The sequence below is a fragment of the Neomoorella carbonis genome (assembly GCF_045278715.1).
Classification (GTDB): domain Bacteria; phylum Bacillota; class DSM-521; order Neomoorellales; family Neomoorellaceae; genus Neomoorella; species Neomoorella carbonis.
Genome location: NZ_CP136420.1, coordinates 1,666,019 through 1,691,993, shown reverse-complemented (window position 1 = coordinate 1,691,993; position 25,975 = coordinate 1,666,019). Strand labels below are relative to the sequence as shown.

Here is a 25,975-nt window from a genome sequence, read left to right as displayed (position 1 = left end):
TTATATGGAAGGAGTAGAGACTCATGATGTATGCTTTAATCCTTACTCCGGCCATGGCTGAGCAGGTGAGAAAAGCCGTGAAAGAACACGGCGAAGTGGTATTCGACCAGGCTGGGAAGATGGATTCCCTGGGCATTCGTAATGCCCTCCAATCTGCCGCCAGGGTGGCGGCTGATGCCCTGATCCTCGATATAGATGCCGGTCCGGGCCCGGACCTGGTGGCTGCCGTCCAGGGTTATCGTATAGCCAGGCCCTATACGAGGATATTCTTGCTGGCGCCAGGCAGGCAGCCGGGGGATGCTACGGTGGCAAGGCTTGTGGGGTTGGGAGTGTATGACATCATAGACGGCCCGGTTGAGGCCGACTGGGGTGATTTAGTCGCCCAGTCTCTTACTAATACCCCGGCTACTTATGCCCAGGCTGCCAGGTGGCATGTCATGAGTGGTTTAACTGGAGAAGAACAGGTAAAGGAAAAAGTGGTCATCGAGCAGCGCCCGGTGGGGGTGGTGACTATTGCCGTGGCCGGAGCCGCGCCGGGTTTGGGCTGCACCCATACTGCTCTAGCCATAAGCGCGTTTTTAGCCAGGCAGGGCCATAATGTAGTCCTGGTGGAAGACAGCCAGAATCCGGTAATGCAGGATTACCTAAAAATTATCAAGGCAGGACCCGGGCGGGTAAGCAAAGCCTGGCGTATAAAAGGCTTTGATGTGTTTCCTTTTGCTAAAACCGAGGTTGACAAATTTATAGAAGGTGATGGTAATAATTTTATATTTGACGAGCTTTTGCCGGAGTTGAGTGCCGGTCGGTATGAATATATCGTCCGTGATTTAGGTACAGCGGATAAAAAAAGGACCAGGGAGGCTTTCAGGTCTAACTTGGCCGTCCTGGTAGCTAGCGCCGCCAGGTGGCGCTGGGGCGACTTGCTAAAAATTGAGCCGTTATCTTCATTCCGCTTGGCGCTGGTTGCCCCAGCGGAACGGGATGTGAAGGAAATAAGAAAAATCCCGGAGTTAAAAGCATATGTGATGCCGAACCATCCTGATCCTTTCTGTATGCCGGATGAAATACTTACAGAACTTTTGCGGCCGGTATTGCCCCACGCCAGGGAGAAAAAGAAACCGTTTTGGGTAAGGTTTAGGGTGGCTACTGCAACGCCAAAACGGCCTCCGGCCTAACACGTAGCGGCGGCCCCAAAAGGCGACAGCGGTGGGCAGCAGGAGCGGCTTGCGCGCACCTGCTGCCCTGATTTTAGCCTTTTGGCCTTCCGGCCGGCCTTAGATTATACCGCCGCCCGGCCTTAGCCGGCAAGGGTCCGGCCTGCGGCATAAACGGCCTCCGCCCCGCTACGCATCGCTTCGCGGGTCCCCTCCATTTATTCCTCGGCCCGGCCCTGCGGCCGCCCTTGCCTCCCGGCCGGGCGGCAAAGTTTGCTGTTAAGGCCGGAAGGGCAGGGGCTGAAGACCAGAAAAAAAAGTATGCACTTGATAAATGGTGGCATATTTGATACCATCTTTTTAGAGGCGGGAGAAATAAATGAGCCAAATTGAGAAGCTCCTTAAGGCGATAAAAAGAAATCCCAGGGATGTACCCTGGGAAGATATTGATAGAGTGCTCAAGTATTATGGTTTTAATTGCCGCCATCAAGGGGGTAGTCATTATAATTACTATCATCCTGAGCTGGTTGAGATTTTAACGATCCCCCGCAGAAGGCCGGTTAAGGCTATATATGTTAAGAAAGCCTTGAATTAATCGAGAAGCTTAAGGAAGGGAAATCTGATGGGTGATAAAACGTTAGATTACTATCTTAACCTCAATTATGAGGTATCCCTTCGCCGCCTTACAGAGGAAGAAGGCGGAGGATGGCTGGCCAGCATACCTCTTTTACCGGGTTGTATGTCGGACGGGGAAACTCCGGCAGAGGCCCTGGCTAATCTGGAGGATGCAAAAAGGGGTTGGATAGAAACCGCTTTAGCGTTACAAAGGGATATTCCCGAACCGGATAACACTGAAAAATATAGCGGTAAGTTTACCGTACGCCTTCCCAAATCCCTCCACAAGGCTATTGCCGCCAAAGCGCAAGAAGATGGTGTTAGCCTAAATCAAATGGCTATTTATCTTCTTGCTTTGGGGCTAGGTAAATCGGCAAGAAGAAGGCGGGCAAAATAAAAAACTAGTAACATGCTCAGTAATACTTGCTAATTATTCTGAGTGAACCTTCAAGGGGATAAACCTGGTACAGGTTCACTCTATTGTTTTTCTTATAGAAAGGGGTTAAACTAAATAAAGTATTATAGGAGGCGCAAAGTTTAATGCCCTTCGCAACACCTTTAAGATATCCAGGCGGAAAAGGTCGTTTAGGACCATGGCTTGGAGAACTGGTCCGGTATAACCGTATCAGCGGTGGGTGGTATGTTGAACCCTATGCAGGCGGTGCAGGAGCAGCAATTTACCTTCTATTGGAAGGTTATGTTGATCATATTGTGATCAATGATATAGATCCACTGATATATGCTTTTTGGTGGGCTGTGCTTAACGATACAGATAACCTTCTCCGTCTCATTAACGATACACCTATCACTATTGATAGTTGGCATAAACAGAAAAAAGTATATGCTTCACCGGAGCAATATTCGACCACGGAAGTTGGCTTTGCAACCTTTTTCCTTAACCGTACTAATCGCTCAGGGATTCTTACAGCTGGTGTCATTGGTGGACAGGGCCAGAAAGGGCATTATAAACTTGATGCCAGATTTAATAAGAAGGAGCTATCTAGACGGATTCAAAGGATAGCGATGCGGCGCCGGCATATAAGTATTTATCAACTAGATGCTTTGGAACTGCTTAATAAATTGATTGATGATTTGCCCAAGAAAACCTTAATCTATTTGGATCCACCATATTATAATAAAGGCAGCCTTTTATACAAAAATTATTATAAAGAAAATGATCACATCAAAGTTGCAGAAAAAATAAAGGGATTGAAGTTGCCCTGGGTTCTCACCTATGATGATTGTGAGCCAATTCGTTTTTTATATAGAGGTTATCCCTCGGTTAAGTTTTCCCTTCATTATTCAACAAATCTTAAACGTCCCAAGGCAACTGAGATTATGTTTTATGGTAATCTAGATCTTCACGCACCCCCAAGGCTTAGAAGGTGAACTAGTTCTCTACGCTTTGGAAGATGTGTAGAAATCTTTAGATACGCCAACACCTCTCAATAAAGAAACTAATTTCATCCCAAAGCGTGTTAAGAATTTGCCATGATGGGTGAAAATCAGTAGAATGAACGTATTTATGCAAAGTAGTTATGTGAAGAATATCTTTTTCATCTCGTGTCCTTCTTAATATCACTTCTTTTTGTTCCTCGGTAATCTCTCCTCGGCTTGCCATATGTTCTGCTACCGCTGCAATTCTTTTGTGAAATGCATCTTTTTCTGGTAAACCATATAATTCTCTATAGTGTTTTTCACTTAATTCGATTAAGGCACGTAATAACATGGAAACCGCAATTGGGGTTTGGGTAACCTTCAGCCTTCGGAGTTCGGTGACAATATTATGAGCTTTAATATATTCTTTCGGTATACTGAAACCGGGGCTTTTACCAGGGAAAATACATTCCCGTTCCCATGAAGGTTTTTTGGGTGACCGAGGTCGCTGGGACATGGTACCAGAAATTGACTTTTTTGACTTTATTTTTGATGGTTGGCTTTTTTCGTTTTCTGAATTTGCGCTGGATTGTGGTGAAGGGCTTGTATTAGGTGAATCATTTACTTCATTATACTGTTCATTTTGAGTTATAATTACAACCGGACCATCCGGCAAAATTTCGTTCCGCACCCTATTAGCATATTCAATTTGCTGTTTGGGTGTAAAAACATCATGCACTTTAATAATTTCATTGGCCAAATCATTTATAACTCGTTCAATCATACGACGTGCGCTTTCGATATCGATAATAAGCTTAAGTTGATCGTCTTCTACCATAAAGCCCAATAATTCCAAGGTTCTTTGGCTAAGCAAACGCGTTAAAGTAGTAATAGGAAAATCATCTTCAATGCGGATACCTTGATCTTCGGCCCAAAGGAGTAACTGAATAGCCCGCTTATTTTGGTCTGGGAGTCCATTTGTAACATTAAATATAGCTTTTGTAAAGGCTGACCAACTTTCTTGTCCAATTCCATCATTAGCTCCAGTATGCTTCAAATCAATGTAACGGAGCAAGGCCTCTTCTTTATCAGAAGCAAGACAATTAATATAAGCAATTACATTTTCTGGATGATCCTTTGCTAGGCGCTCTATTTCTTGTCGTAAGATAGGGTCAGGACAACGTTCAGGTTCATTAAGAAGTTGTAATGCGCCGACACGGCGATTTCCATCCTTTACCACCCACTTACCTTGCTCATTACGAGATATAACAATTGGATCGATCGATAAACCGTTTTCGGCAATATCACGTATTAGATTCATAAAAGATTTCCTTCTTCTAAGAAGGCGTTCTAGGCATTCTTTTTGGTCATGTGCGTGGCGTATCCTTGGATTTTCTATATCAAGTAATAGTTCTACGACGGGAACCCCGTTGACTGGATAAAAGTCTTGTTGATAATTCATTTTTTGGTTTCCCCCTTAATTTATAATCTGTATCAATCTCGATACGATATAAAAATGAATATATTTATCGGGTGTTCTTTGGGGAGTAATAATATTTAAACAATCTTATATAATCTTCCGGGGTGGTAAAACCCCATTTAGGCTCTCTTTTAGCGCACTTTCTATCTCCTGGGCAACGTCCGGGTGCTGCCGTAAAAATTGGCAGGCATTTTCATGACCTTGACCCAGGTGATCGCCCTGCCAGGAGTACCAGGCGCCGCTTTTAGCCACGATTCCTTTCTCAACTGCCATTTCCAATATGGCTCCTTCTTTGGACACCCCCCGGCCATAGAGCAAATCTAACTCGCATCCCCGGAACGGTGGCGCAACCTTGTTTTTTACAACCCGCGTTTTCATTTTGTGTCCTACAACTTCCGTCCCGTTTTTAATCTTATCCCCCCGTTGGACCTCAATCCTTACTGATGAATAGAATTTAAGCGCCCTGCCTCCGGGCGTCACGTAATCCGGTTTGCCGAAAGAACCGCCGGAGTTTATCTTTTCCCTTAGTTGATTGATAAAAATGACTATCGTCTTGGACTTGGAGACTATCCCGGAAAGCTTCCGCATGGCCTGGGACATGAGCCTGGCCTGGAGGCCGACATGGGCATCCCCGAATTCCCCATCTAATTCTTTTTTCGGTACGAGGGCGGCAACGGAATCTATCACGATTATATCTACGGCAGAAGATTGGATAAGGGCTGAGGCTATTTCTAAAGCTTGCTCGCCATATTCAGGCTGGCTGACCAGTAAATTTTCAATATCCACCCCGAGGGTTTTAGCGTAATTGGGGTCAAAGGCGTGCTCGGCGTCGATCAGGACGGCGTTGCCGCCGCCTTTTTGGATCTCAGTGACGGCGTGCAGGGCAATCGTCGTCTTGCCTGATCCTTCCTCGCCGAAAATTTCGATTATGCGGCCTTTGGGCAAGCCACCTACGCCCAAGGCCAGGTCCAGGGGGAGTATTCCTGTGGGCATGGCTTCGACGTTCAGGCGTTCCTGCTGGCCCAGGCGCATGATGGCGCCCTTGCCATGCTTTTTTTCAATCTCTGCCAGGACCTTAGCGAGGGCTTGTTCACGGCCGGTTACCATGCTTTTTGCACTCCTTCCCGGGGAATGTTTTGGTTTGATGGTAGTCTTTAACACTTTTATATCACTAAGAACAATTGTTCGTCAATAGGTACTGCATTTTATCTCCGGGCAGATAGTAATTTGGTTCCTAATCACTTTATAAACTTTATCTTTACCAGCTCCGGCGGCACCCCCAATTCAGCCGCAAATTCTTCTATGGTTTGTCCATACCTGGGCCGTTCTTCTGCCAGCAATAATTCGGCGGTAAAAGCATTGGCGCGGTATTCTTCCGACCCGGTGATTATGCAGGTGTTTTCGACCATAAAAAAGTAACCGAGGCCGGCGGGCGATAGCTGGTCATGGCCAATTTCGTGGCCGACTATAACCCTTTGCTCTTCTCTGGGAAGGGAACAGTTTATCCCGATGAGTTTGCGGCCCATAAACTCCAAGACCATGCCTTTTATCTTGCGGAAAGGGAAAGGGATGATTTTGATGCCCAGGCAATCAGCCAGCTTTAAGGGATCCCTGGTGTTATATTTTTTCACCAGGTCATTTACAGCTTTGATGATGTATTCTTGCATAAGCCGTCGCTCCCGGAAGCCTGGAATCGATATATGTCGAAATATGGCTATATTAACAAAGCTACTCCCTTTTACAGGAAGTAGCTTTTAAATACTGGTGTTGCTCGAATTTTAAGGTCAAGAGGCAGCTGTTATTTACCTTTCTCTTTTTCTTTCTTCAGGGTTTTCCAGGCGATCTTTAGGAATTCTATTATATCCTCTTTATCCTCTTCGTCCAGGGGCGCCCCGTTGAACTGGACATTGCTTTGTCTAAGGAATTCTTCCAACTCTATATTGCTGGGCGGGTCGTCACGGTTATACCATTCTCTTGTGTCTATAGGTTTGGCCTGCTTTTCATCTTCCGGTAGGTAGCCAGCAACAGTCATTAGGTATTCAACCGTAACACCTAAGTGTGGAGCAAGTTTTTTTAACGTAGTTGGAGAGGGGATCTGTACGCCTGCTTCGATTCTGGAAAGTGTTGCAACAGAAACACCAGAGGCTCTATATAAGTCACCTAATGTTTCATATCCTGCTTTCAGCCTTAGTTTCTTTATTTTTTCGCCAATGTCTTTAGCCATTTTTTGCACCTCTTTAATATTATAAATCAATCATTACGCTAACGTAATACTTACGAGTGCGTAATTTATTTATAAAACTCTTGCGTCCCCGTAAGACTTATGATAAAATTGTCTTGCGAAGGCGAAACGGCAGAGGAGTGAACATATGGCTTCTATAAAACTTAATCATCAATTTTTTAGTAAGTTAACTCAAGGGCTAAAGGACAATGAGATAGCTAAAAAACTAAACATCTCTACTGTTCAATTATGGAGAGTTCGATTGCCAGATCATGATCCGAGACATAATGACCCAGGGGTGGATTTTATTGCTGGATTGTTGAAAGCATTTCCTAGTGTAAAATTTGAAGATGTATTTTTTTTAGATACACCGTTACGTTCTCGCAAGGAGGAGCTCTCTACAGGTACTGACGGATAATTTATGTTGCTGCTGGCGTTTCCATGTTTTGGCACCAAAATACATATTCGATATTGACATTACCATTCCTTTTAGGATTAAAAACAAAAAATCTAAGGGAGAGGATTAAATTGCCGGACCAGCCCTATATGGCCGTAGTCTGCCCATCGGGAAATGTGAAAAACCCCGGCGGCCGACCGCGGGTGATAGACCTCGAAAAACTCAAAGAACTTCATGCCAGAGGAATGACGGACGGTGAAATAGCGGCGGAAATAGGGATGGAGCGGACAACAGTGGCTAAAGCGCGTAAGCGCTTAGGCTTGCCGGCTAACAGGAAGGTAGGGGGGCATGGGAAGGTAGGAGTAGCGTACAACGAAGAAGAGGCCGCCATCATGGCCTGGCTGCAGTACCAGCAGGCCATCAATGCTGCCGAGATGTCGGCCAGGAGGGTGCAGGTGGGCGGCGGGGATTGGCTGAAGTGGGCAGGGAGCGCCTATGAACTTGACAGTATCCGTAATAAATACATATGCACACTGGAGCCGACAAGCCGGCCGGCGGACCTGCCGTTAAAAATATCAGCACTGGGTAACATACCTACTTACAGTGGTTATAAGAAAGGCAAGGGCGGCGGCAAAAAAACCTCTCCAATTAAAACGGTAAATCTTCTTCGCTAATTTGTAAGTCATCTTCTTCGGTTTTTGCTCTTATTGCCAGCAAGTTGCCCTCCTGATCAAACTCCGTCACTACTTCCCGCGAAAGAAGTTCCTCCAGCATTATGTATAAAGTAGCATCATCGCAAGGCTTTAGGATACCTGCCTTAAAAAGTGTTGTTTCGTTTCCACAGTATTCGCAGTAGCGGGCATCGGCGACATTGTGGGCATGGCACTCGATACAATCATTATATAGGTATAGCCCGCACATTTTACAGTAAGATGCACCTTCCGAGAAATCCGTATTGCCGCATCTAGGGCAAATAGTGAATCGCATATTTTCGTCAAGGTTAATTCTCAATACGTCTTTTTGCATGGTATAAACCTGCCCTTTCTCTTCGGCCACTGCTACCGTAGCTATGGCCATCTCAAGTTCCTTTTTGGCGCGTTGCTGTTCACAAAATAGCTGTTCAATTTTGGCTTTGGGATAGATATGTAGTTCATCTAACCGATTTATTACAGCTTGCCAGGATACTTTGAAGATATTCTTTAACCGAGCTATTTCGCTAATAGTTAATGGAAATCTTACGGCTTGACGAAATTTATCTTCAGGCATCAAATATTCCGAAGTAAATATATTGGCCTCCCGGTTTAATATCCAGTGTTCAAAAGGCAGCAGGTTGTCAACATCGAATTCTTCATGATGCTTGAGCACAATATGTGCCGTTTCATGGCCATAAGTCCAATTATCGCGACCTTCAGGAAGATCGCGATTGACATATACCTCGTACTTTCCATTTCCCAAGGAGCGGGTAAATCCTTCCTCATGAATAAAGTCAGGGTCTTGGGAAGAGCTAAAAATCTTTAACACTGCGACACGCTTTAAAACCCGCCTGGCGTCAATGCCATTGTATTCTACTAACCCTAGTTGTTGCCGGAAAAATCTGGCGGCTGCTATCGCCTGTGCCTTCCTAACCCTTCTTGGTCTTTTCTTACCCATCAAATATCATCCGTATCCTCTATTGCTGCTTTAATGATTCTGGCAATGCGCCGGCGTTCTTCAGGTGTTGGTTTCTTCCCGCAGCGTCGCAGCACGTCTGTTACTTCGGGCCAATCTTCTTCTATAGTAGAACGGTGCTGGCCAGGGTTAGGGTCGTCTGTTCTGCCTAAAAGGAAATCTACACTGACGTTGAAAAAGTCGGCGAGGCGTTGAAGAATCTCTTGACTGGGCTGTTTCCTGCCAGCTTCATAATGAGCAATAATACTTTGGCTTAAATGAAATTTTTTCCCTAGAGCTTCTTGGGATAATTCTTTTTGTTCTCTAAGAGATTTTAGCCTTTCCCCAAAAGTCGCCATTTTACTCACCTCTTTAATTATATAATGACCGTTAGTAATATTAAATAGGCATGACCATCGGAAATATTTTTTTAAACTACACCTTGACAACATTACCACAGGTACTTATAATAGCAATTAAAGAGGATTACCTCAGGTAATGGAAGGCGAAATAATGAAAAACCGGCGTTTAATAGAATTACGAGAAAAAGCTAACCTGACACAAAAGCAGTTGGCCGAAATCATTGGTATATCTCAAAGTATGATTGCTCGTATTGAAAGAGGGGATCGCGAACCCCGCAAACATATTAAAATGCAGTTGGCAAAGTTCTTTGGTGTGACCGTTGAATGGCTTTTTTATGAACAAGTTGAGTACTTAGAGTCATACAACACTCTAACCCCTACCGGCACAGATGGAGAATAAAAAAAACGAAAGCGGTAGAGTAATAAAGCCGTTTAACGATTCTATATTCGCCATCAACATACCAAAACCTTCCATGAGCAATAAGCTTCAGGGAGGAGAAATAAGTGGAGGCAACAGTCAACTGACCTCTGGGTAATTTGCCTAAAAGCATAAAAATATATCCAGGGAGAGGATTAAATTGCCGGAGGAGCAATATATGGTGGTAGTGCGCCCATCGGGAAATGTGAAAAACCCCGGCGGCCGACCGCGGGTGATAGACCTCGAAAAACTCAAAGAACTTCATGCCAGAGGAATGACGGACGGTGAAATAGCGGCGGAAATAGGGATGGAGCGGACAACAGTGGCTAAAGCGCGTAAGCGCTTAGGCTTGCCGGCTAACAGGAAGGTAGGGGGGCATGGGAAGGTAGGAGTAGCGTACAACGAAGAAGAGGCCGCCATCATGGCCTGGCTGCAGTACCAGCAGGCCATCAATGCTGCCGAGATGTCGGCCAGGAGGGTGCAGGTGGGCGGCGGGGATTGGCTGAAGTGGGCAGGGAGCGCCTATGAACTGGACGGTAGCCGCAATAAATACATATGCAACCTAGACCCTACCAGACGGCCGGCGGACCTGCCGTTAAAAATATCAGCTACAGGCAATATCCCTATAGCCGCGGGTTTCAAGAAGGGCAAGGGCGGCGGAAAAAAACCTATCCTTCCATAAAATACCGGGTTATACCCGGTTTTTTGTTTTTCAGGACATGCCGGGCGAACAAGCCGTTGCGCATATTTTCATAGGGAAAGGGGGAGTGCTTATGCAAATGGGGCGGCCTGTACCCAGGATAAGGGTTATTCCCGTGGGGAATGTTTCCGAACATAGAAGGGCCTATGCCCGGGTGGTTGATATTATACGCCAGGCCTGCCCTGACAGGCAGGAAAACCCGCAAGAGATGTTGAAGGAAATAAACATGAATCCTGCTACGGGGAAGAAGAAAGATGAAAGCCGTGATATATGCTAGGGTAAGCACCCAGGACCAGGCTCTCGGTTTTTCCCTGGCCACCCAGAAAGAACTCTGCGAGAAGAAGGCCAGGGCTTTAGGGGCTTTAGAAGTCGAAGTTGTTGAAGACGCTTACACCGGGACGGAATTGAACCGCCCTAGCTTGGATTATGTGAGGCAGCTCGTAGCTGCCGGGAAAGTGGACCTTGTAGTTGTATATGACCCCGACAGGCTTTCCCGCAACCTTACAGATTTGCTCATTCTTTGCCGGGAATTTGATAAGGCAGGGGTAAGGTTGGAGTTTGTTAACTTTGACTGGCAAAAGACACCCCAGGGGATGCTCTTTTTGCAGATGCGGGGGGCCTTTGCCGAATTCGAGCACGCGCTCATCAAGGAGCGTACCCAGAGGGGCAAGGCCAAAAAAGCAGCCAGCGGCAAGATCCGCTGCTACGCCAAGCCTTTTGGCTACGACTGGGACGCCGAGGGGGATACCCTGGTAATTAATCCCCAGGAAGCCGAAATCGTCAAGCAAATGTTTGAGTGGCTGACGGATCCTCTGGAACCCTTAACCCCCTGGCAGATTACCCAGAAGCTGGGCCAGGTGTACCCCCAGGGTCCCAGGGGCAAGGGTTGGGTCCACTCATCGGTGGTGCGGATGCTGAAAAATCCCGTATATACCGGCCGGTTAAGGCGCAAGGATGAGCAGCCTGATTGGAAACCGGTCCTTGTGCCGGCCATAATTGACCAGGAAACCTTTATGAGAGCCCAGGAGATGCTTGTCAGGTCCAAGCGTTTTAACCCTAAGACTACCAGGAGAAGATTCTTACTGCAGCGCCTGCTGGTATGCGGGGAGTGCGGGAGGAGGCTTACGGTCGTTACCCATAACAATCCCCAGAGGGCGAAATATAGCTATTATACCTGCCCCGGGCGTTACCCTACCAAGTTTGACGACCAGGGCCGGGTAGGCAGGTGCGGGCTTCCACCCTGGCGGACGGAAGAAATAGATAAGACAGTATGGGATACTATAGCTTCCATAATTAAGAACCCGGAGCTTTTTTACCAGTATATTACCAGCGAGAAGCTTGAAACAGCCAGCATACCCCGGAGGCGCCTGGAGGAAGCGCGGAAGAGACTAGAGCAGGTGCAACGGGTGATCGAGCGGATTGACCGGGCTTATTTTATCCTGGAGGCGTTGCCCGAAGAAGACTACAAGCGTTACCGGGCGGAACAAGAAGGAGAGCTAGTAAGAATAGAAGAAGATATCAAGAGGCTTGAAGCCGTAATTAACGCCCAGGAACAGGTGCAAAAAGGCGTAGAATTCCTGCGCCAGTACGCTGAAAACCTGGCACGGTCGGTGGATGAACTAAACTTTTTTCAAAAGCAGAATATTACCCGCGAGCTGGTGCAGAGGGTAAAAATATATGCTGACGGCAGCCTGGAAATAGAAGGGTACTTTAACCTTCCCTTTACCGGGCCGGGCAAAAATCTCCCGGATCATTGCGAAGAACTTACAGTATTAACCCCACAGAAGAACTTAAAAGAACCCCCTTGCAGTAGTGTTTTAACTTGCACACATCGAGAAAAAGGCCATCCAGAAACTTTTGAAGGAGCTGTCTGCCGAAGGGTGCAGCAAGTGAACCTCAAGAGTTATCCCTGGCCTGGCAAGATGGCCAGTTTTTTATTTGCAGAGACCCGTGTAATGAACAGTTTCATGTGGTATAATTTTGCCAGCCTGCCATCAGGAGCCTGGCATGAGATTAATGGCGGCAGGCGTAAACTAATAAACTGGTGATGTTCAATATGGCAAGGGTGCAGCTGAAGCGGGGCGAAGAGGGGCGGATTAAAGGAGGCCATCCATGGGTTTACCGGACGGAGATTGAGACCATCTATGGCACCTTTGAACCGGGAGACATAGTTGCCGTAGAGGATCACCGCGGCAGGTTTATTGGCCGGGGGTATATTAACCCGGCCTCCATGATTACTGTCCGCATCTTAACTAACGACCGTGATGAAAAAATCGATAAAGTTTTCTGGCGGCGGCGTCTAACAGCAGCCGTGGATTACCGCCGCAGGGTTTTGGCCGGTGCAGGAACGGACGCCTATCGTGTTGTCTTTGGGGAGGCGGACTTTCTGCCCGGGTTAATTGTCGACAAATTTGGCCCCTACCTGGTAGTCCAGACCCTGGCGTTAGGAATTGAGCGCTTTAAAGAAACTTTAGTAGAAATCCTGGATGAGCTACTCCAGCCCGCGGGTATCTATGAGCGCAACGATGCGCCGGTGCGGGAACTGGAAGGCCTGGAGCTACGGTCAGGTTTCCTGAAAGGGCCCTTTGACCCGCAGGTTATCATACAAGAAAATGGCCTTAAATTTTATGTGGATCTGGCCGCGGGACAGAAGACGGGTTACTTCCTGGACCAGAGGGAAAACCGGGCCGCCCTGCAGTCGCTTGTCAAAGGAGCGCGGGTGCTGGATTGTTTCTGCCATACCGGCGGGTTCAGCGTCCATGCCGCCCATTATGGCGCCCGGGAAGTCCTGGGCCTGGATATCTCCCCAGAAGCCATAGCTATGGCGCGGCGCAATGCTGTCCTTAATGGTTTTGGTAACCTATGTTCTTTTGAGGAAGCAAATGTTTTTGATGCCCTGCGGGAATTTGAACGCCGTAAAGAAAGGTTTGATGTAGTAATCCTGGATCCCCCGGCATTTGTTAAGGCCAGGAAGGCCCTGAAAGGGGCCATCCGCGGCTATAAAGAGATAAATTTGCGGGCGATGAAGCTTTTATCCCCGGGCGGCTTTCTGGTGACTTGCTCCTGTTCCTACCACATGCCCGAGGATCTCTTTTTAGAAGTTATCCAGAGCGCAGCCATGGATGCTCGGCGCCGCCTGCGCCTGCTGGCCAGGCGCGGCCAGGCCATTGATCACCCGGTGATTTTAGGTTACGACGAGTCGCGCTACCTCAAATGCCTGCTATTGGAGATAATTTGATTTAAACTAATACCGCTGCCGGCGAAAATCGAATAAAGTTTCTCCCGGCAGTTTATTTGTGGTATAATAACCTGTAAGTGCCTAACCTAAGGAGTGAAACATGCTCGAGCTGCTGCAACCTGACCTCTACGTACGCTCCCTGCGAGATATACCCCTGGCAGCTTTAAAGGCCCGGGGCATCCGCGGCTTGATTATTGACCTAGATAATACGGTGACCGAATGGGGACGGGCGACCCTGGACCGGGAAGTATACCAGTGGTTTACGGAATTAAAGAAGCAGGGCTTGCGGGCTTGCCTCGTTTCCAACAACCGGGATGAACGGGTGCAAAAAATAGCTGCTTACCTGGGTATCCCGGGAATATCCAGGGCCGGTAAACCCCGGCGGCGGGCCTTTTACCAGGCCATGGCCGTCATGGAAACGGCAGTTGGTAATACTGCCGTCATCGGCGACCAGGTTTTTACCGATGTGCTGGGGGGAAACCGCCTGGGGCTGTTTACGATCCTGGTGATGCCCATAAATAAGCGCGAGTTCTTTGGCACCAGGCTGATGCGCCAGTTAGAAAAATTGATAACTAAACACCTTGTGATCAGCGATTTAAAGGACTTATAAAAACTAGTTTTAAATATCCCGATTATTAAAAGAAATAGCGGGGCAGGCCATGTTACAGGTAAAAGCTTCAACGCGTCTGGTAGCCCTTCTGGGTTATCCTGTAGAACATTCTTTATCGCCTTTAATGCAAAATGCGGCCTTTGCCGCCGCCGGGCTGGACTTGGTGTACCTGGCCTTTGCCGTTACTCCTTCCGACATGCCGGCTGCCATGGCCGGGCTTAAAGCCCTGGGGTTCCTGGGCGCCAATGTTACGGTACCCCATAAAGAAGCAGTTATTAAATACCTGGATGCAGTTGAACCCACAGCGGCCCGGATTGGAGCCGTGAATACTATAGTCAATGAAGGCGGGCGCCTCACCGGCTACAATACTGACGCCAGCGGTTTTTTGCGTTCCCTCCAGGAAGCAGGTTTTGACCCGGCTGGCAAGAAAGCGGTCATCCTCGGGGCCGGGGGGGCGGCCAGGGCGGTGGCCTTTGCCCTGGCCGGGGCGGGTTGTACCGGGCTGACCATTGCCAACCGCACATTGGAGCGGGCCGGACACCTGGCAGCCGCTCTGACCGGTTTGGGGGTTCCCGTTAGGGCTTGTACCCTGCAAGAAGAAGAGCTGCGCCCTAGGCTAGGAGGGGCCGACCTGGTGGTAAATGCCACCAGTGCCGGCATGGCCCCCATGGTGGGAGCCGTACCCCTGCCGGCGGCCTGGCTCCACGCCGGGCAATGGGTCTACGACCTGGTCTACAATCCCCTGGAAACCAGGTTCCTGCGGGATGCCAGGCAGCGGGGTTGCCGGGTTATATCCGGTTTGGGGATGCTCCTGTACCAGGGGGCCGCGGCCTTTACCCTGTGGACGGGGAAGCCGGCACCGGTGGAGGTCATGGGAGAAGCCCTCCGGAAAGCAATACAAGATTCTCATAACGCTAAACAGGCACCATCAGAAGGATGAAAAAAACAGGCCGGCATTTGTTTAGAGCGAGCTACTTGGTCCGAGCGGTAAAGCAGCCCGGGGCTGAGACGTGGGTTGATCCGCGCGGACCAGGGAGCGAGCAAGACAATACCAGCCTGGAGTTCTGGCGGAAGGTTGGATAATTAGGAGAGGCAGGAGATACTTTGCTGCGTTATCTTACCGCGGGGGAATCCCACGGGCGGGGTTTAAGTGTGATTGTAGAGGGGCTGCCGGCCGGGGTGCCCCTGACGGCTGAAGAGATAAATACCTGGCTGGCCCGCCGCCAGGGCGGTTACGGCCGCGGCGGGCGCATGAGCATTGAACGGGACCGGGTGGAGATCCTGGCAGGGGTGAGAGGCGGCTATACCTTGGGCAGCCCTGTTGCCCTTTTTATAGCCAACCGGGACTGGGCCAACTGGCAGGAGATTATGGCTCCGGGCCCGGAGGCCCGGGCCGAGCGGGTAGTCACCCGCCCGCGGCCGGGACATGCCGACCTGGCGGGATGCTTGAAGTACCACCAGGCAGACATGCGCAATATCCTGGAACGGGCCAGTGCCCGGGAAACGGCTGCCAGGGTGGCGGCCGGGGCTGCGGCTGCTGCCTTGCTCAAAGAACTGGGGATTGAACTGGCGGCCCATGTGGTCCGGATTGGACCGGTTGCAGTCAAAGGGGCGGTAGAATTGAGTGCCGCCCGGCAGGCATGGGAGTCGCCCGTCTACTGTGCCGACCCGGAAGCCAGCCGGGCCATGGTAGCCGTTATAGAAGAAGCCCGGCAAAAGGGGGATACCCTGGGAGGGGTGGTGGAAGTCCTGGCAACCGGGGTTCCCGCCGGGCTGGGCAGCCATGTTCACTGGGACCGGCGCCTGGACGGGCGCCTGGCCCAGGCTTTAATGAGCATCCCAGCCATCAAAGGGGTAGAAATCGGCGCCGGTTTTGAGCTCGCAAGTATTCCGGGAAGCCTGGCCCATGATGCCATCGCCTACCGGGAAGGACAGGGCTTTTACCATCCCACCAACCGCGCCGGCGGCCTGGAAGGCGGCATGACCAATGGAGAAACCCTTGTCCTGCGGGCGGCCATGAAACCCATTCCTACCCTTATGCAGCCCCTGCCCAGCGTTGATTTCCTGACAAAAAAACCTGTTACTGCTGCTGTGGAACGTTCTGACGTCTGCGCCGTCCCGGCGGCAGCGGTCGTTGCCTGGGCGGCGGTGGCCTGGGTACTGGCCGGGGCAGTAATGGAGAAATTTGGCGGCGATTATTTACCGGAAATTAAGGAGCGAATGGCGGCTTACCGGGAGTATTTAAGCGGTATTTAACATGTAAGGGTCTATGATCCTGCCGGGGAGCGAACAAAACAATGCCACCCTTGAGCGAGATAGAGAAAGAGGAAGACGAAGACGGATGCCGGACAATATTGTTTTAATTGGCTTTATGGGCAGCGGCAAAACAACAGTAGGGAAGATCCTGGCCGCCAGCTTGGGCTGGTCTTTTCTGGATACCGACGCCATGATCGAAGAGGATGCTGGTTTGTCTATTAAAGCAATTTTTGCCCGCTACGGAGAGCAATATTTCCGGGAACTTGAGCAGGCGGCCGTTGCCCGGGCGGCCGCCTCCCGGCGGACGGTTATCGCCACCGGCGGGGGGGCCGTCCTTTCCGGAGTCAATGTCCAGCGCCTGCGGGAAGGCAACAAAGTCATCTGGCTCCAGGTAGGGCTGGAAACGGCCCTGCAGCGCGCCGGGGTGAAGGGGGACCGCCCCCTCCTCCAGGGCCGGCGCCGGGAAGAGGTGGCTAATCTCCTCAAGCACCGCGAGCCTTATTATGCCTTTGCCGACGTTTATGTTGAGACAGATGGCAAAAACGCAGCCGCCGTGGCCGGAGAAATAAAGGAGGCTTTAAAATCATGGCTGGCGAGCTTAAAGTAGACCTGGGTGAACGTAGTTATAAAATTATATGTGGCTCCGGGCTGTTAAAGCAAACCGGAACCTTGTTAAAAAACCTGGACCTGGCCGCTCCCTGCCTGGTGGTAAGCAATGCCATTGTAGCTGGCCATTACTGGCCCACCCTGGAGCAAAGCCTCAAAGCAGCCGGTTTTCAGCCGCATCTCGCCCTGGTTCCCGACGGGGAGGAGGCCAAAACCCTTAAAGTTGCGGCTGAACTATATGATGCTGCCCTGGCAGCCGGTATCGAGCGCGGGGCAGCCATCATGGCTCTGGGCGGCGGCGTGGTCGGGGATGTAGCGGGGTTTGTCGCCGCCACCTGGCTACGTGGGGTTCCTTTTATCCAGATTCCCACCACCCTCCTGGCCCAGGTCGACGCCAGCGTAGGGGGCAAGGTGGCCGTCAACCATCCCCGGGGCAAGAACCTCATCGGTGCCTTTTACCAGCCGGCGGCCGTTATCGCCGATCTGGACACCCTGGCCACCCTGCCGCCGCGGGAAGTCAGGGCCGGCCTCGCGGAAGTCATCAAATATGGCGTCATCATGGATGCCGGCTTTTTTACCTACCTGGAAGATCACCTGGAAGGCGCCCTGAATGGAGAAGAGGGGATCCTGGAAACCATCGTTTTACGCTCCTGTGCCCTGAAAGCAGAAATAGTTGCCCGGGATGAGCGGGAAAGTGGTTTGCGGGCCATTTTAAATTTTGGCCACACTATCGGCCATGCCGTGGAAGCCGTGACGGGTTTTACCGCCTACCGCCACGGTGAGGCCGTTGCCATGGGGATGGCCGCCGCCGCCCGCCTGGCCGTGCGGCGGGGAATGTTTAGCGAAGCGGAAGTCGGCCGCCTGGTGCGGTTGCTGCAGCGGGCAGGCCTGCCGGTTGATTTGCCTGCCGTCGACCCTGCTGCTTTCCAGGCGGCCCTGGGCCATGATAAAAAGATCCGCCAGGGCCTGCTGCGGATGGTCCTGCCGGAACGGCTGGGCCGGGTGCAGGTTACCCCGGTTAGTTTAGAGGAGATTATGGCGGTTATTTGCTGAGGAATATCCGGGGGCTGTCCGCCTCGGCCTGCTAAAGAATGAATGTTGCGGGAGGGGAGCAAGATGGATACCCGGCGGCGGCTGGGGGACCTTTTAATTGCGGCCGGGATGATCACCCCGGCCCAGCTGGAGGAGGCCCTGCGGGAACAAAAGCGTACCGGCGAACGCCTGGGCAGGGTACTGGTGCGGCTGGGTTTCATCACCGAAGAGAGCATCCTGGAAGTGCTGGAATTTCAGCTGGGCATTCCCAAAGTCGTCCTGGCCGACTACCACCTGGACCCGGAGGTGGTGCGTCTGGTGCCGGAGGGCTTGGCGCGGCGCTACCAGGCCATCCCCATTCGCCTGGACGGCAACCGTCTCCTGGTAGCCATGGCCGACCCCCTGAACCTGCTGGCCCTGGACGACCTGCGCCTGGCTACCGGCAAGGAGATCATGCCGGCTATAGCTGCCGAAAGGGAGATTGAAGAGGCTTTGAGCAGGTTCTGGCAGAAGGAAATTGCTGCCAGCATGAGCGAGGCCGCCGCCGCTGCCCTGGAAGCTCCCGGTCCCGGCGGTACCGAAGGGGCACCGGCTGTACGGCTGGTTAACAGCTTTATCCAGCAGGCGATCCAGATGCGGGCCAGCGATATCCACATCGAACCCCAGGAAGGGGAAGTGCGCGTACGCCTGCGGGTGGATGGCCTGCTGCGGGAGTTAACCCGCCTGCCCCTGGGGGTGCTAAGCAGCCTGATCTCCAGGATCAAGATCATGGCCGGCATGGATATTGCCGAAAAGCGCCTGCCCCAGGACGGTCGATTTCAGTTTACCCTGGGTAAACGCAACGTCGACCTGCGGGTTTCCAGCCTGCCCACGGTTTACGGGGAAAAGATCGTCCTGCGCCTGCTGGACCAGGAGGCCATGCTCCTGTCCCTGGACGACCTGGGATTTTTGCCGGCCATAAAAGAGCGCTTTGCGAGCCTCATCCACAGTTCCTACGGCATGCTCCTCATTACGGGGCCCACGGGAAGCGGTAAAACGACGACCCTCTATGCCACCCTTAACATTTTAAGCTCACCGGAAAAAAACATCATTACCATTGAAGACCCCGTAGAATACCTGTTGCCCGGCATCAACCAGGTGCGGGTCAATCCTAAGGCAGGGTTAACCTTCGCCTCCGGGCTGCGATCTATCCTGCGCCAGGATCCCGATATCATTATGGTAGGAGAAATTCGCGATCGCGAGACGGCCGACATCGCCGTCCGGGCGGCGACTACCGGCCATCTGGTGTTCAGCACCCTTCATACCAATGACGCTGCCGGGGCCGTCACCCGCCTCTTAGATATGGGCGTTGAACCTTACCTGGTCAACTCTTCCCTTATCGGCGTAGTGGCCCAGCGGCTGGTACGCCGGCTCTGCCCCCACTGCCGGGAGATTTACCGACCTGAACCGGGGTCTTTGGAAAAGACCTGGCTGCCCGCAGTAGAAGAACTCTGGCGGGGTCGGGGTTGCCAGCGCTGCAGCTTTACCGGTTATGCTGGCCGGACGGCCATCCAGGAGGTACTGGTGATGAATGAAGAACTCCGCGGCCTGGTGACCGCCAAGGCACCGGCCATGGCCTTGAAAGATGCGGCGGTAGCTGCCGGTATGGTGCCTTTAATCGAGGACGGCTTGGAAAAAGTCCGCCAGGGGATTACCACCGTGAGTGAAGTCCTGCGTGTTTCCCTGGGCGGTTTTTAGGGAACTGCCGGAGGGGAGGATACTTAAATTATGCTCGACATTGAAACCATCCTGCGGGCGGCGGCTGCCGCCGGGGCCTCCGATGTCCATCTCTCTGTTGGCCTGCCGCCAGTTTTCCGGGTCCACGGCGAACTCCAGGTTCAGCGCCAGTGGGAGCCCCTGGATTCCGAAATGACTGCCAGCCTGGTACGGCCTATGGTGGGCGAGAGGTGGGAGGTATTGCAAGAGCGGGGAGAAATAGACCTGGCTTACTCCCTGCCCGGCGTAAGCCGTTTCCGGGTCAATGTCTTTCATCAGCGGGGGAGCGTTGGCGCAGCCATCCGCCTTATACCCAGGGAAATACCCAGCCTGGAAACCCTGGGATTACCGCCGGTGGTGGCCGAGCTGGCGGAACGACAGCACGGCCTGGTCCTGGTGACGGGGCCGACGGGTAGCGGCAAGTCCACCACCCTGGCGGCCATGGTGGATAAAATCAACCGGGAACGCAGCTGCCATATTATTACCCTGGAAGACCCCATCGAATACCTGCACCAGCACCGCCGTAGCATCGTCAACCAAAGGGAAGTGGGTTCTGATACCCAGTCCTTTGCCAGTGCCCTGCGGGCCGCCCTACGCCAGGACCCGGATGTTATCCTGGTCGGCGAGATGCGCGATCTGGAGACCATTGCCACGGCCATCACGGCCGCGGAAACGGGCCACCTGGTCCTGGCGACTTTACATACCAGCAGTGCCATCCAGAGCGTGGACCGGATCATTGACGTTTTCCCGCCCCACCAGCAGGGACAGGTCCGTATCCAGCTGGCCGACACCCTGGAAGGGGTTATCACCCAGCAGCTTTTACCGCGGGCCGATAGGAAGGGTCGGGTGGCAGCCGTGGAAGTGCTGATTGCTACCCCGGCCGTAAAGAATCTCATCCGCGAGGGTAAAACCCACCAGATTGTTTCCAGCATGCAGACGGGAGCCCGCTACGGCATGCAGACCATGGACATGGCTCTGCGGCAGCTGGTCACCAGAGGGGTAATAACGGATAGAGAATTAAACAATGGTTAACGGCGCCAGGATTAGCAGGAATTTGCCTTTTTATGACGAATAAATGTCCATATATCCTCGTTCAAGGCAAACCTGGCGAAAGCCAGGGGCGCAAAGCTACGGGCCTGTAGACGCTGTCCATGGCCGCCGGGCTGCCGGGGAAGAGTTCTATCTTTCCCTGTTGCCGGTGGCTATTTATATTTTGGAGGGAAAGCATGAATTTTGCCTACCGGGGAAGGGATGCCAGGGGGAATGCAGTTAGCGGGAATATAGAAGCGGAAAGCCAGGAACTGGCCATCAGGGAACTGCGCCGGCAGGGGATTTTTATTACTTACTGCCGACCGGCAGTTGTAACCCCAGCCCGGGACTGGCGGCGCCTTTTCCGGCGGCCGGTATCCCGTCGCGACCTGGCCCTCTTCAGCCGCCAGCTGGCGACCATGCTGGGGGCTGGCCTGCCGATTGTGACGGCCTTGCATATTTTACAGCGACAGGCGGAAAATCCTTCCCTGCGAGAAAGTATCGGTATGCTTCTCCAGGACCTGGAGTCCGGAGAGGCCTTTTACCGGGCCCTGGAACGGCAGCCCCGGGTCTTCCCGCCTATCTTCATTCACACCGTAGAGGCCGGTGAACTGGGTGGGGCCCTGGACGAGACCCTGGAGCGCCTTGCCGGGCACCTGGAACGGGAACATGAGGTAGAGGAAAAGGTCAAATCAGCCCTGACCTACCCGGCGATAGTCAGCATGGTTGCCCTGCTGGTAGTTATTTTTCTCCTGACTTATGTCCTGCCTTCCTTCCAGGTCATGTTGAACAGCCTGCAGGTGCCCCTTCCCTGGCCGACGCGCCTGGTTCTAGGACTAAGTGAAGGGTTACGGCGCTTGTGGCCTTTTCTGGTCTTTTTTATGGCCGGCGCCGGTTTCGGGTTTTACCGCTGGCAGCAAAGGCCAGCGGGGCGCTACCAGGTCGACCGTTTGTTTCTTCGTTTACCAATTTTCGGTCCCGTGCATCATAAGGCGGTTCTATCTCGTTTCAGCCGTACCCTGGGCACCCTCCTGCACAGCGGTGTACCGGTCCTGCTGGCCCTGGAAATAGTGCGGCGTACGGTGGGCAATGCTGTGGTGGCTGGCGCGGTGGAGCGGGCGGCAGAAAGCGTTCGCGACGGGCAGAGCTTGGCGACTCCACTGGAAGCGAGCGGCGTCTTCCCTCCCATGGTGGTGGAGATGATTACGGTAGGCGAGGAAACTGGGGCCCTGGATGCCATGCTCGAACGAGTGGCGACTCTATATGAGCAGGAAGTGGAGGCGGTCGTGGCCCGCCTGGCTTCACTCATAGAACCAATCCTGATTGTGGGGCTTGGTGGCATTGTGGGGGTGATCGTAATTTCGGTCTTTCTGCCCTACTTTCAGATGCTGGGCGGCATAAGGTAGAGGCGCGCGGGGTATCTTTTTCTCATTTTGCCGGTGGCTATCCTAGCAGCCTGCCCTCATGACAATGCCCTGGCCGGCGGCTCCATGTCGAGGAGTGCCAGGATAACTCTGCCTCCTGCCGCGTTTGAGATCGGGGATAATAATGCGGGTAAGAGGGGGGTGATCTATTTGTAGGTTTCCCCGACGGGCTGACAGCAGGAATGCAAAAAGCGCAGGCAAAAAAATCAGGGAGGTTGATTGATTCATGTGGCAGAGACTGAAAAAGGCGCGGGACCAGCGGGGCTTCACCCTGGTCGAGCTCTTGGTCGTTATTGCCATCATCGGCATCCTGGCCGCCATCATCGCACCCAACGCCTTCAAGGCCATCGAAAAGGGCAAGGTGGCGGCCGCCGAAGCGGACTACAAGGCCATCAAGGCGGCGGCGCTGAATTTTTACACGGACATAGGTAAGTGGCCGGATAGTAGTAGTGCAGATGGAACAGATCCTGGATTTGTGACCAAACCAAGTACTTCAAGTTCAAGTAATTTGACTCAAAATGACTTAAATAACTGGAACGGCCCCTACCTGGAACGTTGGCCGAGCAAAAACCCGTGGGGTGGGACTTATACATTTAAAAAAGATGAAAGCACATGGGATAGTGATGATAAGGAAGAAAGATACCTTGAGTTAACTCAAGTACCAGAATCGGCTTTCCCTATATTACAAAGAGACTTAGGTAACGATAGCGTTAAACAAGAATCTACCAAAACGACAGTAAGAATAATTATCTCTAATGATGACTAGGCATGGTTACTCCCGGTATGGATCAAACCCTGCTCTACTTCTTCTTACTAAAAGGCCTTCATTCCATCACAAAAAACTAAATTTAAGTAGTACCTTGATATCCCAGAATGGTTCCTCTGCCAAAAACGTTGGCCGGAGAGGAAAATGGGGGTTATGGGACTGTTCGGGAGTAGATGAATAGCTCCTCTATTGCAAATAGGTGCATAGTATACTCGGAACCCAAAGAGATAGATTACGAAGATTTTGAAGTTGAAGTGACTGCCGAGTCTGCTTAACACATGCTGCCGGTGCATCCGGTGCCGGCAGCACACAGTCACGGCCGGAACCCGCCGTGCGACCTGTTCCGGCGGGGGAGTAGTGAAGCACGTCACCTGTTAATTTTGGTAAGGAGGTGAGCTATTAGTGTTTGGTTTACGGAGCTTGCGCCACGATAATCGCGGTTTCACCCTGGTGGAGCTTCTGGTTGTCATCGCCATTATCGGCATTTTAGCCGCCATCATCGCTCCCAATGCTTTCAAGGCCATTGAGAAGGGCAAGGTGGCGGCGGCGGAAGCGGATTACAAGGCGATTAAAGCAGCGGCGCTGAACGCATACACGGATACGGGTATTTGGCCGGCGTCAAAATCCGATGGTACAGATCCAGGATTTATTAAAGTAGACAATTACAATGGTACACCACCCACTAACTGGATTGATAACTGGAACGGCCCCTACCTTGAGCGTTGGCCGAGCAAGAACCCGTGGGGCGGAATTTATATATTTTACAACAGTACTACGTCACAACTTCCTAGCGGTTGCCCATGGGGAACCGGGGCACCTCCAGGGAGTCGTTTTGTGTATTTGGGCTTAACCAATGTGCCTGGCGCGCCTACTAGTTCTGGGGGGACTGTCACCGCAGCAGCCAAGATACTACAGACCGACCTTGGAGAAGATATTGTATTTGTTCAGTCTGGATCGGAGCGCCGTGTGTACCTTCTGATCTCCAGGGATAACTATTAAAAAATTATTTTTAAAACTGCCTTTGCAGTGTTGATCTTTGTTACTCCGGGTACCTTCAAGGTCGCAGACGAACCCGAGCTGTGTAAGGTTTATCGCTGGGCACTGGCGAGCCTTTCGACTAAAAGCAGCGAGCATGCAATGGAGATATTGAGTGGTCGGAACGGCCTGCCTGCGGCGTTTAGGCGCCTGGGGCAGGCTACCCGGCCCCACCTTAATCCGTCCCGTACCCTTTTCCGGCAGGGGGGATTGTGAGCAGGTGACTGTCCTTTTGGGGAGGATGTAAGCCGGTGAAATTTGGTTTATCAAACCTGCGCCACAACAATCGCGGTTTCACCCTGGTGGAGCTTTTGGTGGTCATCGCCATCATCGGCATTTTGGCCGCCATCATCGCCCCCAATGCTTTTAGGGCGGTGGAGAAGTCTAAAATTTCCAGGACAATTCAGGATATGACCGCTTTAAAGTCGGCGGTGCTTGCCTTTAATGCCGATGTAGGTTTCTTCCCTGCTGACCCGGAACCCTGGCACCAAGATCCAGGCCTGGGAGTAAACCCGGACACTGTTACTTATAGGGCTGATACAATCGCGGCTATGGGCTTGACGGAGCAGGAATATCGAGATAGACTTAATTCCCGCTGGCAGGGACCTTATCTGGATTTCTCCCTAACCAAGAAGACCGCCTGGGGCGGCAGGTACGACTATGAGTGCTGGCCCAGACAGGGAATCTTTGTAACTATTCATGAAATCCCCGAGGCCAGCGCCGACAAACTGGCGGAACTGAGTCCCTTTGAAGTTTATTATAAGGGACAAGATGATGTTAATCCTAGTTTGCACAAAGTTACCTTAAAGATTACCGATTGGATTTATTAAGCGGTGGTATTGCAACGGCAAAGCCAGGACAGCAGTGGGTTGCTTAACAAACTGCCGTTCGTCTTGATTTAGACCTGCCTGAATTATGCCTTTGCTGACATTTTTGCAGGGGTATCCCAGCTTAAACGAACAGAAAATGCAGGGTGCATTAAAGTGTTTTATATTCTAAGGAAAAAACTGAACAACAAGCGTGGCTTCACCCTGGTAGAGCTTCTGGTGGTTATTGCCATCATCAGTATTCTGGCGGCTATTATTACTCCCAGCGCCTTCAAGGCGGTGGAAAAGGCGAAGGTAGCCCGGGTGGAGGCCGACTTGAAAGCTTTTAAGGCAGCGGCAGCGAATTACTACGCTGATACCGGCCAATGGCCGGAAGATAAACCCCCGGGCGGCGTTCCCGGATTCATGGCCAATGTGGATAACGTAGATAGGTGGAACGGCCCCTACCTGGAGCGCTGGCCCACAGCTACACCCTTCGGCGGGTCGTACGACTGGGAAGTATGGGAAAATTGGACGTGGAATAATGAAACGAAAAATATTATCGGTGTCACTATTTATAACGCGCCCACTCTCCCGGATAATCTGATGCTTTTGCTTGACAGGGACATGGACGACGGGAATCTCGATACTGGCAACGTAATGAAGCTGGACACCGGAAAGCTTCTGGTAATCCTCCACCGGTGGTAAAGGTCAAGAAGTGCCTCTTTATCTGTGCTCGTGTTGCCATTGTACCTTAAAGGTGGCTTCTTTCGGCCTGGTTCTTGCCTGAACTCGTTCTACATGTTTTTGCCGGTTGTGGAGTAGTAAGCATGCGGAGCTAATTTCCTTTCGGAAGCAGGTGAACCGGTGACGGTTGTTATTCAAGCTTGCAACGGGACGAGCGCGGCTTTACTCTGGTGGAACTCTTGGTAGTTATCGCCATCATCGGTATCCTGGCCGCCATCGTTGCCCCTGGCGCCTTCAGGGCTGTGGAAAATGCGAAGATAGCTCGGGTGGTCGCCGATGTGCGGCCATAAAGGCGGCCGG

At 51.8% G+C, this 25,975-nt stretch carries 30 protein-coding genes and 1 riboswitch; of the genes, 24 read left to right on the top strand and 6 right to left on the bottom strand.

Annotation, left to right across the window (positions count from 1 at the left end):
• Positions 1-23: 23 nt before the first annotated feature.
• The 4 genes from MCACP_RS08730 to MCACP_RS08715 all read left to right on the top strand — a co-directional run bounded on the left by MCACP_RS08730 (position 24) and on the right by MCACP_RS08715 (position 3,158).
• Positions 24-1,175, top strand: coding sequence for a hypothetical protein (locus MCACP_RS08730; protein WP_406676404.1), 1,152 nt, complete (start codon positions 24-26; stop codon positions 1,173-1,175).
• 358 nt (positions 1,176-1,533) lie between these two features.
• The gene (locus MCACP_RS08725; protein WP_406676403.1) at positions 1,534-1,749 is read left to right on the top strand and encodes a type II toxin-antitoxin system HicA family toxin; all 216 of its coding nucleotides are present in this window, start codon (positions 1,534-1,536) and stop codon (positions 1,747-1,749) included.
• Between the two features lie 27 nt (positions 1,750-1,776).
• Complete coding sequence (locus MCACP_RS08720; RefSeq protein WP_406676402.1) at positions 1,777-2,166, top strand: toxin-antitoxin system HicB family antitoxin; 390 nt, start codon at positions 1,777-1,779, stop codon at positions 2,164-2,166.
• A gap of 143 nt (positions 2,167-2,309) precedes the next feature.
• A complete protein-coding gene (locus MCACP_RS08715; RefSeq protein WP_406676401.1) occupies positions 2,310-3,158 on the top strand; it encodes a DNA adenine methylase in 849 nt (282 codons plus the stop codon).
• A gap of 37 nt (positions 3,159-3,195) precedes the next feature.
• On the opposite strand, the gene MCACP_RS08710 is transcribed toward MCACP_RS08715, so the two are convergent.
• The 4 genes from MCACP_RS08710 to MCACP_RS08695 all read right to left on the bottom strand — a co-directional run bounded on the left by MCACP_RS08710 (position 3,196) and on the right by MCACP_RS08695 (position 6,850).
• Positions 3,196-4,608, bottom strand: coding sequence for a ParB N-terminal domain-containing protein (locus MCACP_RS08710; protein WP_406676400.1), 1,413 nt, complete (start codon positions 4,606-4,608; stop codon positions 3,196-3,198).
• Positions 4,609-4,713: 105 nt separating this feature from the next.
• The gene (recA, locus tag MCACP_RS08705) at positions 4,714-5,733 is read right to left on the bottom strand and encodes a recombinase RecA (RefSeq protein WP_406676399.1); all 1,020 of its coding nucleotides are present in this window, start codon (positions 5,731-5,733) and stop codon (positions 4,714-4,716) included.
• A gap of 131 nt (positions 5,734-5,864) precedes the next feature.
• A complete protein-coding gene (locus tag MCACP_RS08700; protein WP_406676398.1) occupies positions 5,865-6,293 on the bottom strand; it encodes an ImmA/IrrE family metallo-endopeptidase in 429 nt (142 codons plus the stop codon).
• A 131-nt stretch (positions 6,294-6,424) separates the two neighbouring features.
• Positions 6,425-6,850 (bottom strand): helix-turn-helix domain-containing protein, encoded by a 426-nt coding sequence (locus MCACP_RS08695; protein ID WP_406676397.1) that lies wholly within the window; start codon positions 6,848-6,850, stop codon positions 6,425-6,427.
• A gap of 145 nt (positions 6,851-6,995) precedes the next feature.
• On the opposite strand from MCACP_RS08695, the gene MCACP_RS08690 reads away from it, so the two are divergent.
• Both MCACP_RS08690 and MCACP_RS08685 read left to right on the top strand, forming a co-directional pair.
• Positions 6,996-7,265: a hypothetical protein gene (locus MCACP_RS08690; protein WP_062285182.1), complete on the top strand. Its 270-nt coding sequence runs from the start codon at positions 6,996-6,998 to the stop codon at positions 7,263-7,265.
• Positions 7,266-7,375: 110 nt separating this feature from the next.
• Positions 7,376-7,918 (top strand): hypothetical protein, encoded by a 543-nt coding sequence (locus tag MCACP_RS08685; RefSeq protein ID WP_406676396.1) that lies wholly within the window; start codon positions 7,376-7,378, stop codon positions 7,916-7,918.
• On the opposite strand, the gene MCACP_RS08680 is transcribed toward MCACP_RS08685, so the two are convergent.
• On the bottom strand, positions 7,893-8,894 hold the full coding sequence (locus MCACP_RS08680; RefSeq protein WP_406676395.1) for an ImmA/IrrE family metallo-endopeptidase: 1,002 nt from the start codon (positions 8,892-8,894) through the stop codon (positions 7,893-7,895). The genes MCACP_RS08685 and MCACP_RS08680 overlap by 26 nt on opposite strands.
• Positions 8,894-9,250 carry a helix-turn-helix domain-containing protein gene (locus MCACP_RS08675; protein ID WP_406676394.1) on the bottom strand — a complete coding sequence of 119 codons (357 nt, stop codon included), beginning with the start codon at positions 9,248-9,250 and terminating at the stop codon, positions 8,894-8,896. The genes MCACP_RS08680 and MCACP_RS08675 overlap by 1 nt, the downstream gene beginning before the upstream one ends.
• A 139-nt stretch (positions 9,251-9,389) precedes the next feature.
• On the opposite strand from MCACP_RS08675, the gene MCACP_RS08670 reads away from it, so the two are divergent.
• The 18 genes from MCACP_RS08670 to MCACP_RS08585 all read left to right on the top strand — a co-directional run bounded on the left by MCACP_RS08670 (position 9,390) and on the right by MCACP_RS08585 (position 25,965).
• The gene (locus MCACP_RS08670) at positions 9,390-9,653 is read left to right on the top strand and encodes a helix-turn-helix transcriptional regulator (protein WP_406676393.1); all 264 of its coding nucleotides are present in this window, start codon (positions 9,390-9,392) and stop codon (positions 9,651-9,653) included.
• A gap of 196 nt (positions 9,654-9,849) precedes the next feature.
• Entirely contained in the window at positions 9,850-10,353 is a 504-nt protein-coding gene (locus tag MCACP_RS08665) for a hypothetical protein (protein WP_406676392.1), read from the top strand.
• 91 nt (positions 10,354-10,444) lie between these two features.
• Complete coding sequence (locus MCACP_RS08660) at positions 10,445-10,648, top strand: hypothetical protein (protein WP_406676390.1); 204 nt, start codon at positions 10,445-10,447, stop codon at positions 10,646-10,648.
• Positions 10,626-12,419, top strand: coding sequence for a recombinase family protein (locus MCACP_RS08655; RefSeq protein ID WP_406676389.1), 1,794 nt, complete (start codon positions 10,626-10,628; stop codon positions 12,417-12,419). Before MCACP_RS08660 ends, MCACP_RS08655 begins: the two co-directional genes overlap by 23 nt.
• A gap of 8 nt (positions 12,420-12,427) precedes the next feature.
• Positions 12,428-13,609, top strand: coding sequence for a class I SAM-dependent rRNA methyltransferase (locus MCACP_RS08650; RefSeq protein ID WP_406676388.1), 1,182 nt, complete (start codon positions 12,428-12,430; stop codon positions 13,607-13,609).
• 100 nt (positions 13,610-13,709) lie between these two features.
• Complete coding sequence (locus MCACP_RS08645; protein ID WP_406676387.1) at positions 13,710-14,219, top strand: YqeG family HAD IIIA-type phosphatase; 510 nt, start codon at positions 13,710-13,712, stop codon at positions 14,217-14,219.
• 49 nt (positions 14,220-14,268) lie between these two features.
• Positions 14,269-15,159 (top strand): shikimate dehydrogenase, encoded by an 891-nt coding sequence (locus tag MCACP_RS08640; protein ID WP_406676386.1) that lies wholly within the window; start codon positions 14,269-14,271, stop codon positions 15,157-15,159.
• A gap of 164 nt (positions 15,160-15,323) precedes the next feature.
• Positions 15,324-16,475, top strand: a complete 1,152-nt coding sequence (aroC, locus tag MCACP_RS08635; protein ID WP_406676385.1) for a chorismate synthase — start codon at positions 15,324-15,326, stop codon at positions 16,473-16,475.
• A 13-nt stretch (positions 16,476-16,488) separates the two neighbouring features.
• A complete protein-coding gene (locus tag MCACP_RS08630; protein ID WP_406676384.1) occupies positions 16,489-17,082 on the top strand; it encodes a shikimate kinase in 594 nt (197 codons plus the stop codon).
• Positions 17,061-18,134: a 3-dehydroquinate synthase gene (aroB, locus tag MCACP_RS08625; RefSeq protein ID WP_406676383.1), complete on the top strand. Its 1,074-nt coding sequence runs from the start codon at positions 17,061-17,063 to the stop codon at positions 18,132-18,134. The genes MCACP_RS08630 and aroB overlap by 22 nt, the downstream gene beginning before the upstream one ends.
• A gap of 63 nt (positions 18,135-18,197) precedes the next feature.
• Positions 18,198-19,850, top strand: a complete 1,653-nt coding sequence (locus tag MCACP_RS08620; protein WP_406676382.1) for a GspE/PulE family protein — start codon at positions 18,198-18,200, stop codon at positions 19,848-19,850.
• Positions 19,851-19,880: 30 nt separating this feature from the next.
• A complete protein-coding gene (locus MCACP_RS08615) occupies positions 19,881-20,900 on the top strand; it encodes a type IV pilus twitching motility protein PilT (RefSeq protein WP_406676381.1) in 1,020 nt (339 codons plus the stop codon).
• 55 nt (positions 20,901-20,955) lie between these two features.
• Positions 20,956-21,039: riboswitch (cyclic di-GMP riboswitch) on the top strand.
• 55 nt (positions 21,040-21,094) lie between these two features.
• Positions 21,095-22,303 (top strand): type II secretion system F family protein, encoded by a 1,209-nt coding sequence (locus MCACP_RS08610; protein WP_406676380.1) that lies wholly within the window; start codon positions 21,095-21,097, stop codon positions 22,301-22,303.
• Positions 22,304-22,547: 244 nt separating this feature from the next.
• Positions 22,548-23,087, top strand: a complete 540-nt coding sequence (locus MCACP_RS08605) for a prepilin-type N-terminal cleavage/methylation domain-containing protein (protein WP_406676379.1) — start codon at positions 22,548-22,550, stop codon at positions 23,085-23,087.
• A 402-nt stretch (positions 23,088-23,489) separates the two neighbouring features.
• Positions 23,490-24,086, top strand: coding sequence for a prepilin-type N-terminal cleavage/methylation domain-containing protein (locus tag MCACP_RS08600; protein ID WP_406676378.1), 597 nt, complete (start codon positions 23,490-23,492; stop codon positions 24,084-24,086).
• 287 nt (positions 24,087-24,373) lie between these two features.
• Complete coding sequence (locus MCACP_RS08595) at positions 24,374-24,952, top strand: prepilin-type N-terminal cleavage/methylation domain-containing protein (RefSeq protein WP_406676377.1); 579 nt, start codon at positions 24,374-24,376, stop codon at positions 24,950-24,952.
• Between the two features lie 153 nt (positions 24,953-25,105).
• Entirely contained in the window at positions 25,106-25,636 is a 531-nt protein-coding gene (locus MCACP_RS08590; protein ID WP_406676376.1) for a type II secretion system protein, read from the top strand.
• Positions 25,637-25,815: 179 nt separating this feature from the next.
• Positions 25,816-25,965 (top strand): prepilin-type N-terminal cleavage/methylation domain-containing protein, encoded by a 150-nt coding sequence (locus MCACP_RS08585; RefSeq protein WP_406676375.1) that lies wholly within the window; start codon positions 25,816-25,818, stop codon positions 25,963-25,965.
• Positions 25,966-25,975 lie beyond the last annotated feature (10 nt).

Coding starts and splice junctions, on each gene's coding strand:
- MCACP_RS08645 (WP_406676387.1), top strand. CDS start 13,710: ATGCTCGAGCTGCTGCAACCTGACCTCTACGTACGCTCCCTGCGAGAT.
- MCACP_RS08690 (WP_062285182.1), top strand. CDS start 6,996: ATGGCTTCTATAAAACTTAATCATCAATTTTTTAGTAAGTTAACTCAA.
- MCACP_RS08655 (WP_406676389.1), top strand. CDS start 10,626: ATGAAAGCCGTGATATATGCTAGGGTAAGCACCCAGGACCAGGCTCTC.
- MCACP_RS08620 (WP_406676382.1), top strand. CDS start 18,198: ATGGATACCCGGCGGCGGCTGGGGGACCTTTTAATTGCGGCCGGGATG.
- MCACP_RS08715 (WP_406676401.1), top strand. CDS start 2,310: ATGCCCTTCGCAACACCTTTAAGATATCCAGGCGGAAAAGGTCGTTTA.
- recA (WP_406676399.1), bottom strand. CDS start 5,733: ATGGTAACCGGCCGTGAACAAGCCCTCGCTAAGGTCCTGGCAGAGATT.
- aroB (WP_406676383.1), top strand. CDS start 17,061: ATGGCTGGCGAGCTTAAAGTAGACCTGGGTGAACGTAGTTATAAAATT.
- MCACP_RS08630 (WP_406676384.1), top strand. CDS start 16,489: ATGATCCTGCCGGGGAGCGAACAAAACAATGCCACCCTTGAGCGAGAT.
- MCACP_RS08675 (WP_406676394.1), bottom strand. CDS start 9,250: ATGGCGACTTTTGGGGAAAGGCTAAAATCTCTTAGAGAACAAAAAGAA.
- MCACP_RS08605 (WP_406676379.1), top strand. CDS start 22,548: ATGTGGCAGAGACTGAAAAAGGCGCGGGACCAGCGGGGCTTCACCCTG.
- MCACP_RS08650 (WP_406676388.1), top strand. CDS start 12,428: ATGGCAAGGGTGCAGCTGAAGCGGGGCGAAGAGGGGCGGATTAAAGGA.
- MCACP_RS08615 (WP_406676381.1), top strand. CDS start 19,881: ATGCTCGACATTGAAACCATCCTGCGGGCGGCGGCTGCCGCCGGGGCC.
- MCACP_RS08720 (WP_406676402.1), top strand. CDS start 1,777: ATGGGTGATAAAACGTTAGATTACTATCTTAACCTCAATTATGAGGTA.
- MCACP_RS08695 (WP_406676397.1), bottom strand. CDS start 6,850: ATGGCTAAAGACATTGGCGAAAAAATAAAGAAACTAAGGCTGAAAGCA.
- MCACP_RS08730 (WP_406676404.1), top strand. CDS start 24: ATGATGTATGCTTTAATCCTTACTCCGGCCATGGCTGAGCAGGTGAGA.
- MCACP_RS08610 (WP_406676380.1), top strand. CDS start 21,095: ATGAATTTTGCCTACCGGGGAAGGGATGCCAGGGGGAATGCAGTTAGC.
- MCACP_RS08710 (WP_406676400.1), bottom strand. CDS start 4,608: ATGAATTATCAACAAGACTTTTATCCAGTCAACGGGGTTCCCGTCGTA.
- MCACP_RS08700 (WP_406676398.1), bottom strand. CDS start 6,293: ATGCAAGAATACATCATCAAAGCTGTAAATGACCTGGTGAAAAAATAT.
- MCACP_RS08640 (WP_406676386.1), top strand. CDS start 14,269: ATGTTACAGGTAAAAGCTTCAACGCGTCTGGTAGCCCTTCTGGGTTAT.
- MCACP_RS08660 (WP_406676390.1), top strand. CDS start 10,445: ATGCAAATGGGGCGGCCTGTACCCAGGATAAGGGTTATTCCCGTGGGG.
- MCACP_RS08725 (WP_406676403.1), top strand. CDS start 1,534: ATGAGCCAAATTGAGAAGCTCCTTAAGGCGATAAAAAGAAATCCCAGG.
- MCACP_RS08670 (WP_406676393.1), top strand. CDS start 9,390: ATGGAAGGCGAAATAATGAAAAACCGGCGTTTAATAGAATTACGAGAA.
- MCACP_RS08665 (WP_406676392.1), top strand. CDS start 9,850: ATGGTGGTAGTGCGCCCATCGGGAAATGTGAAAAACCCCGGCGGCCGA.
- MCACP_RS08680 (WP_406676395.1), bottom strand. CDS start 8,894: ATGGGTAAGAAAAGACCAAGAAGGGTTAGGAAGGCACAGGCGATAGCA.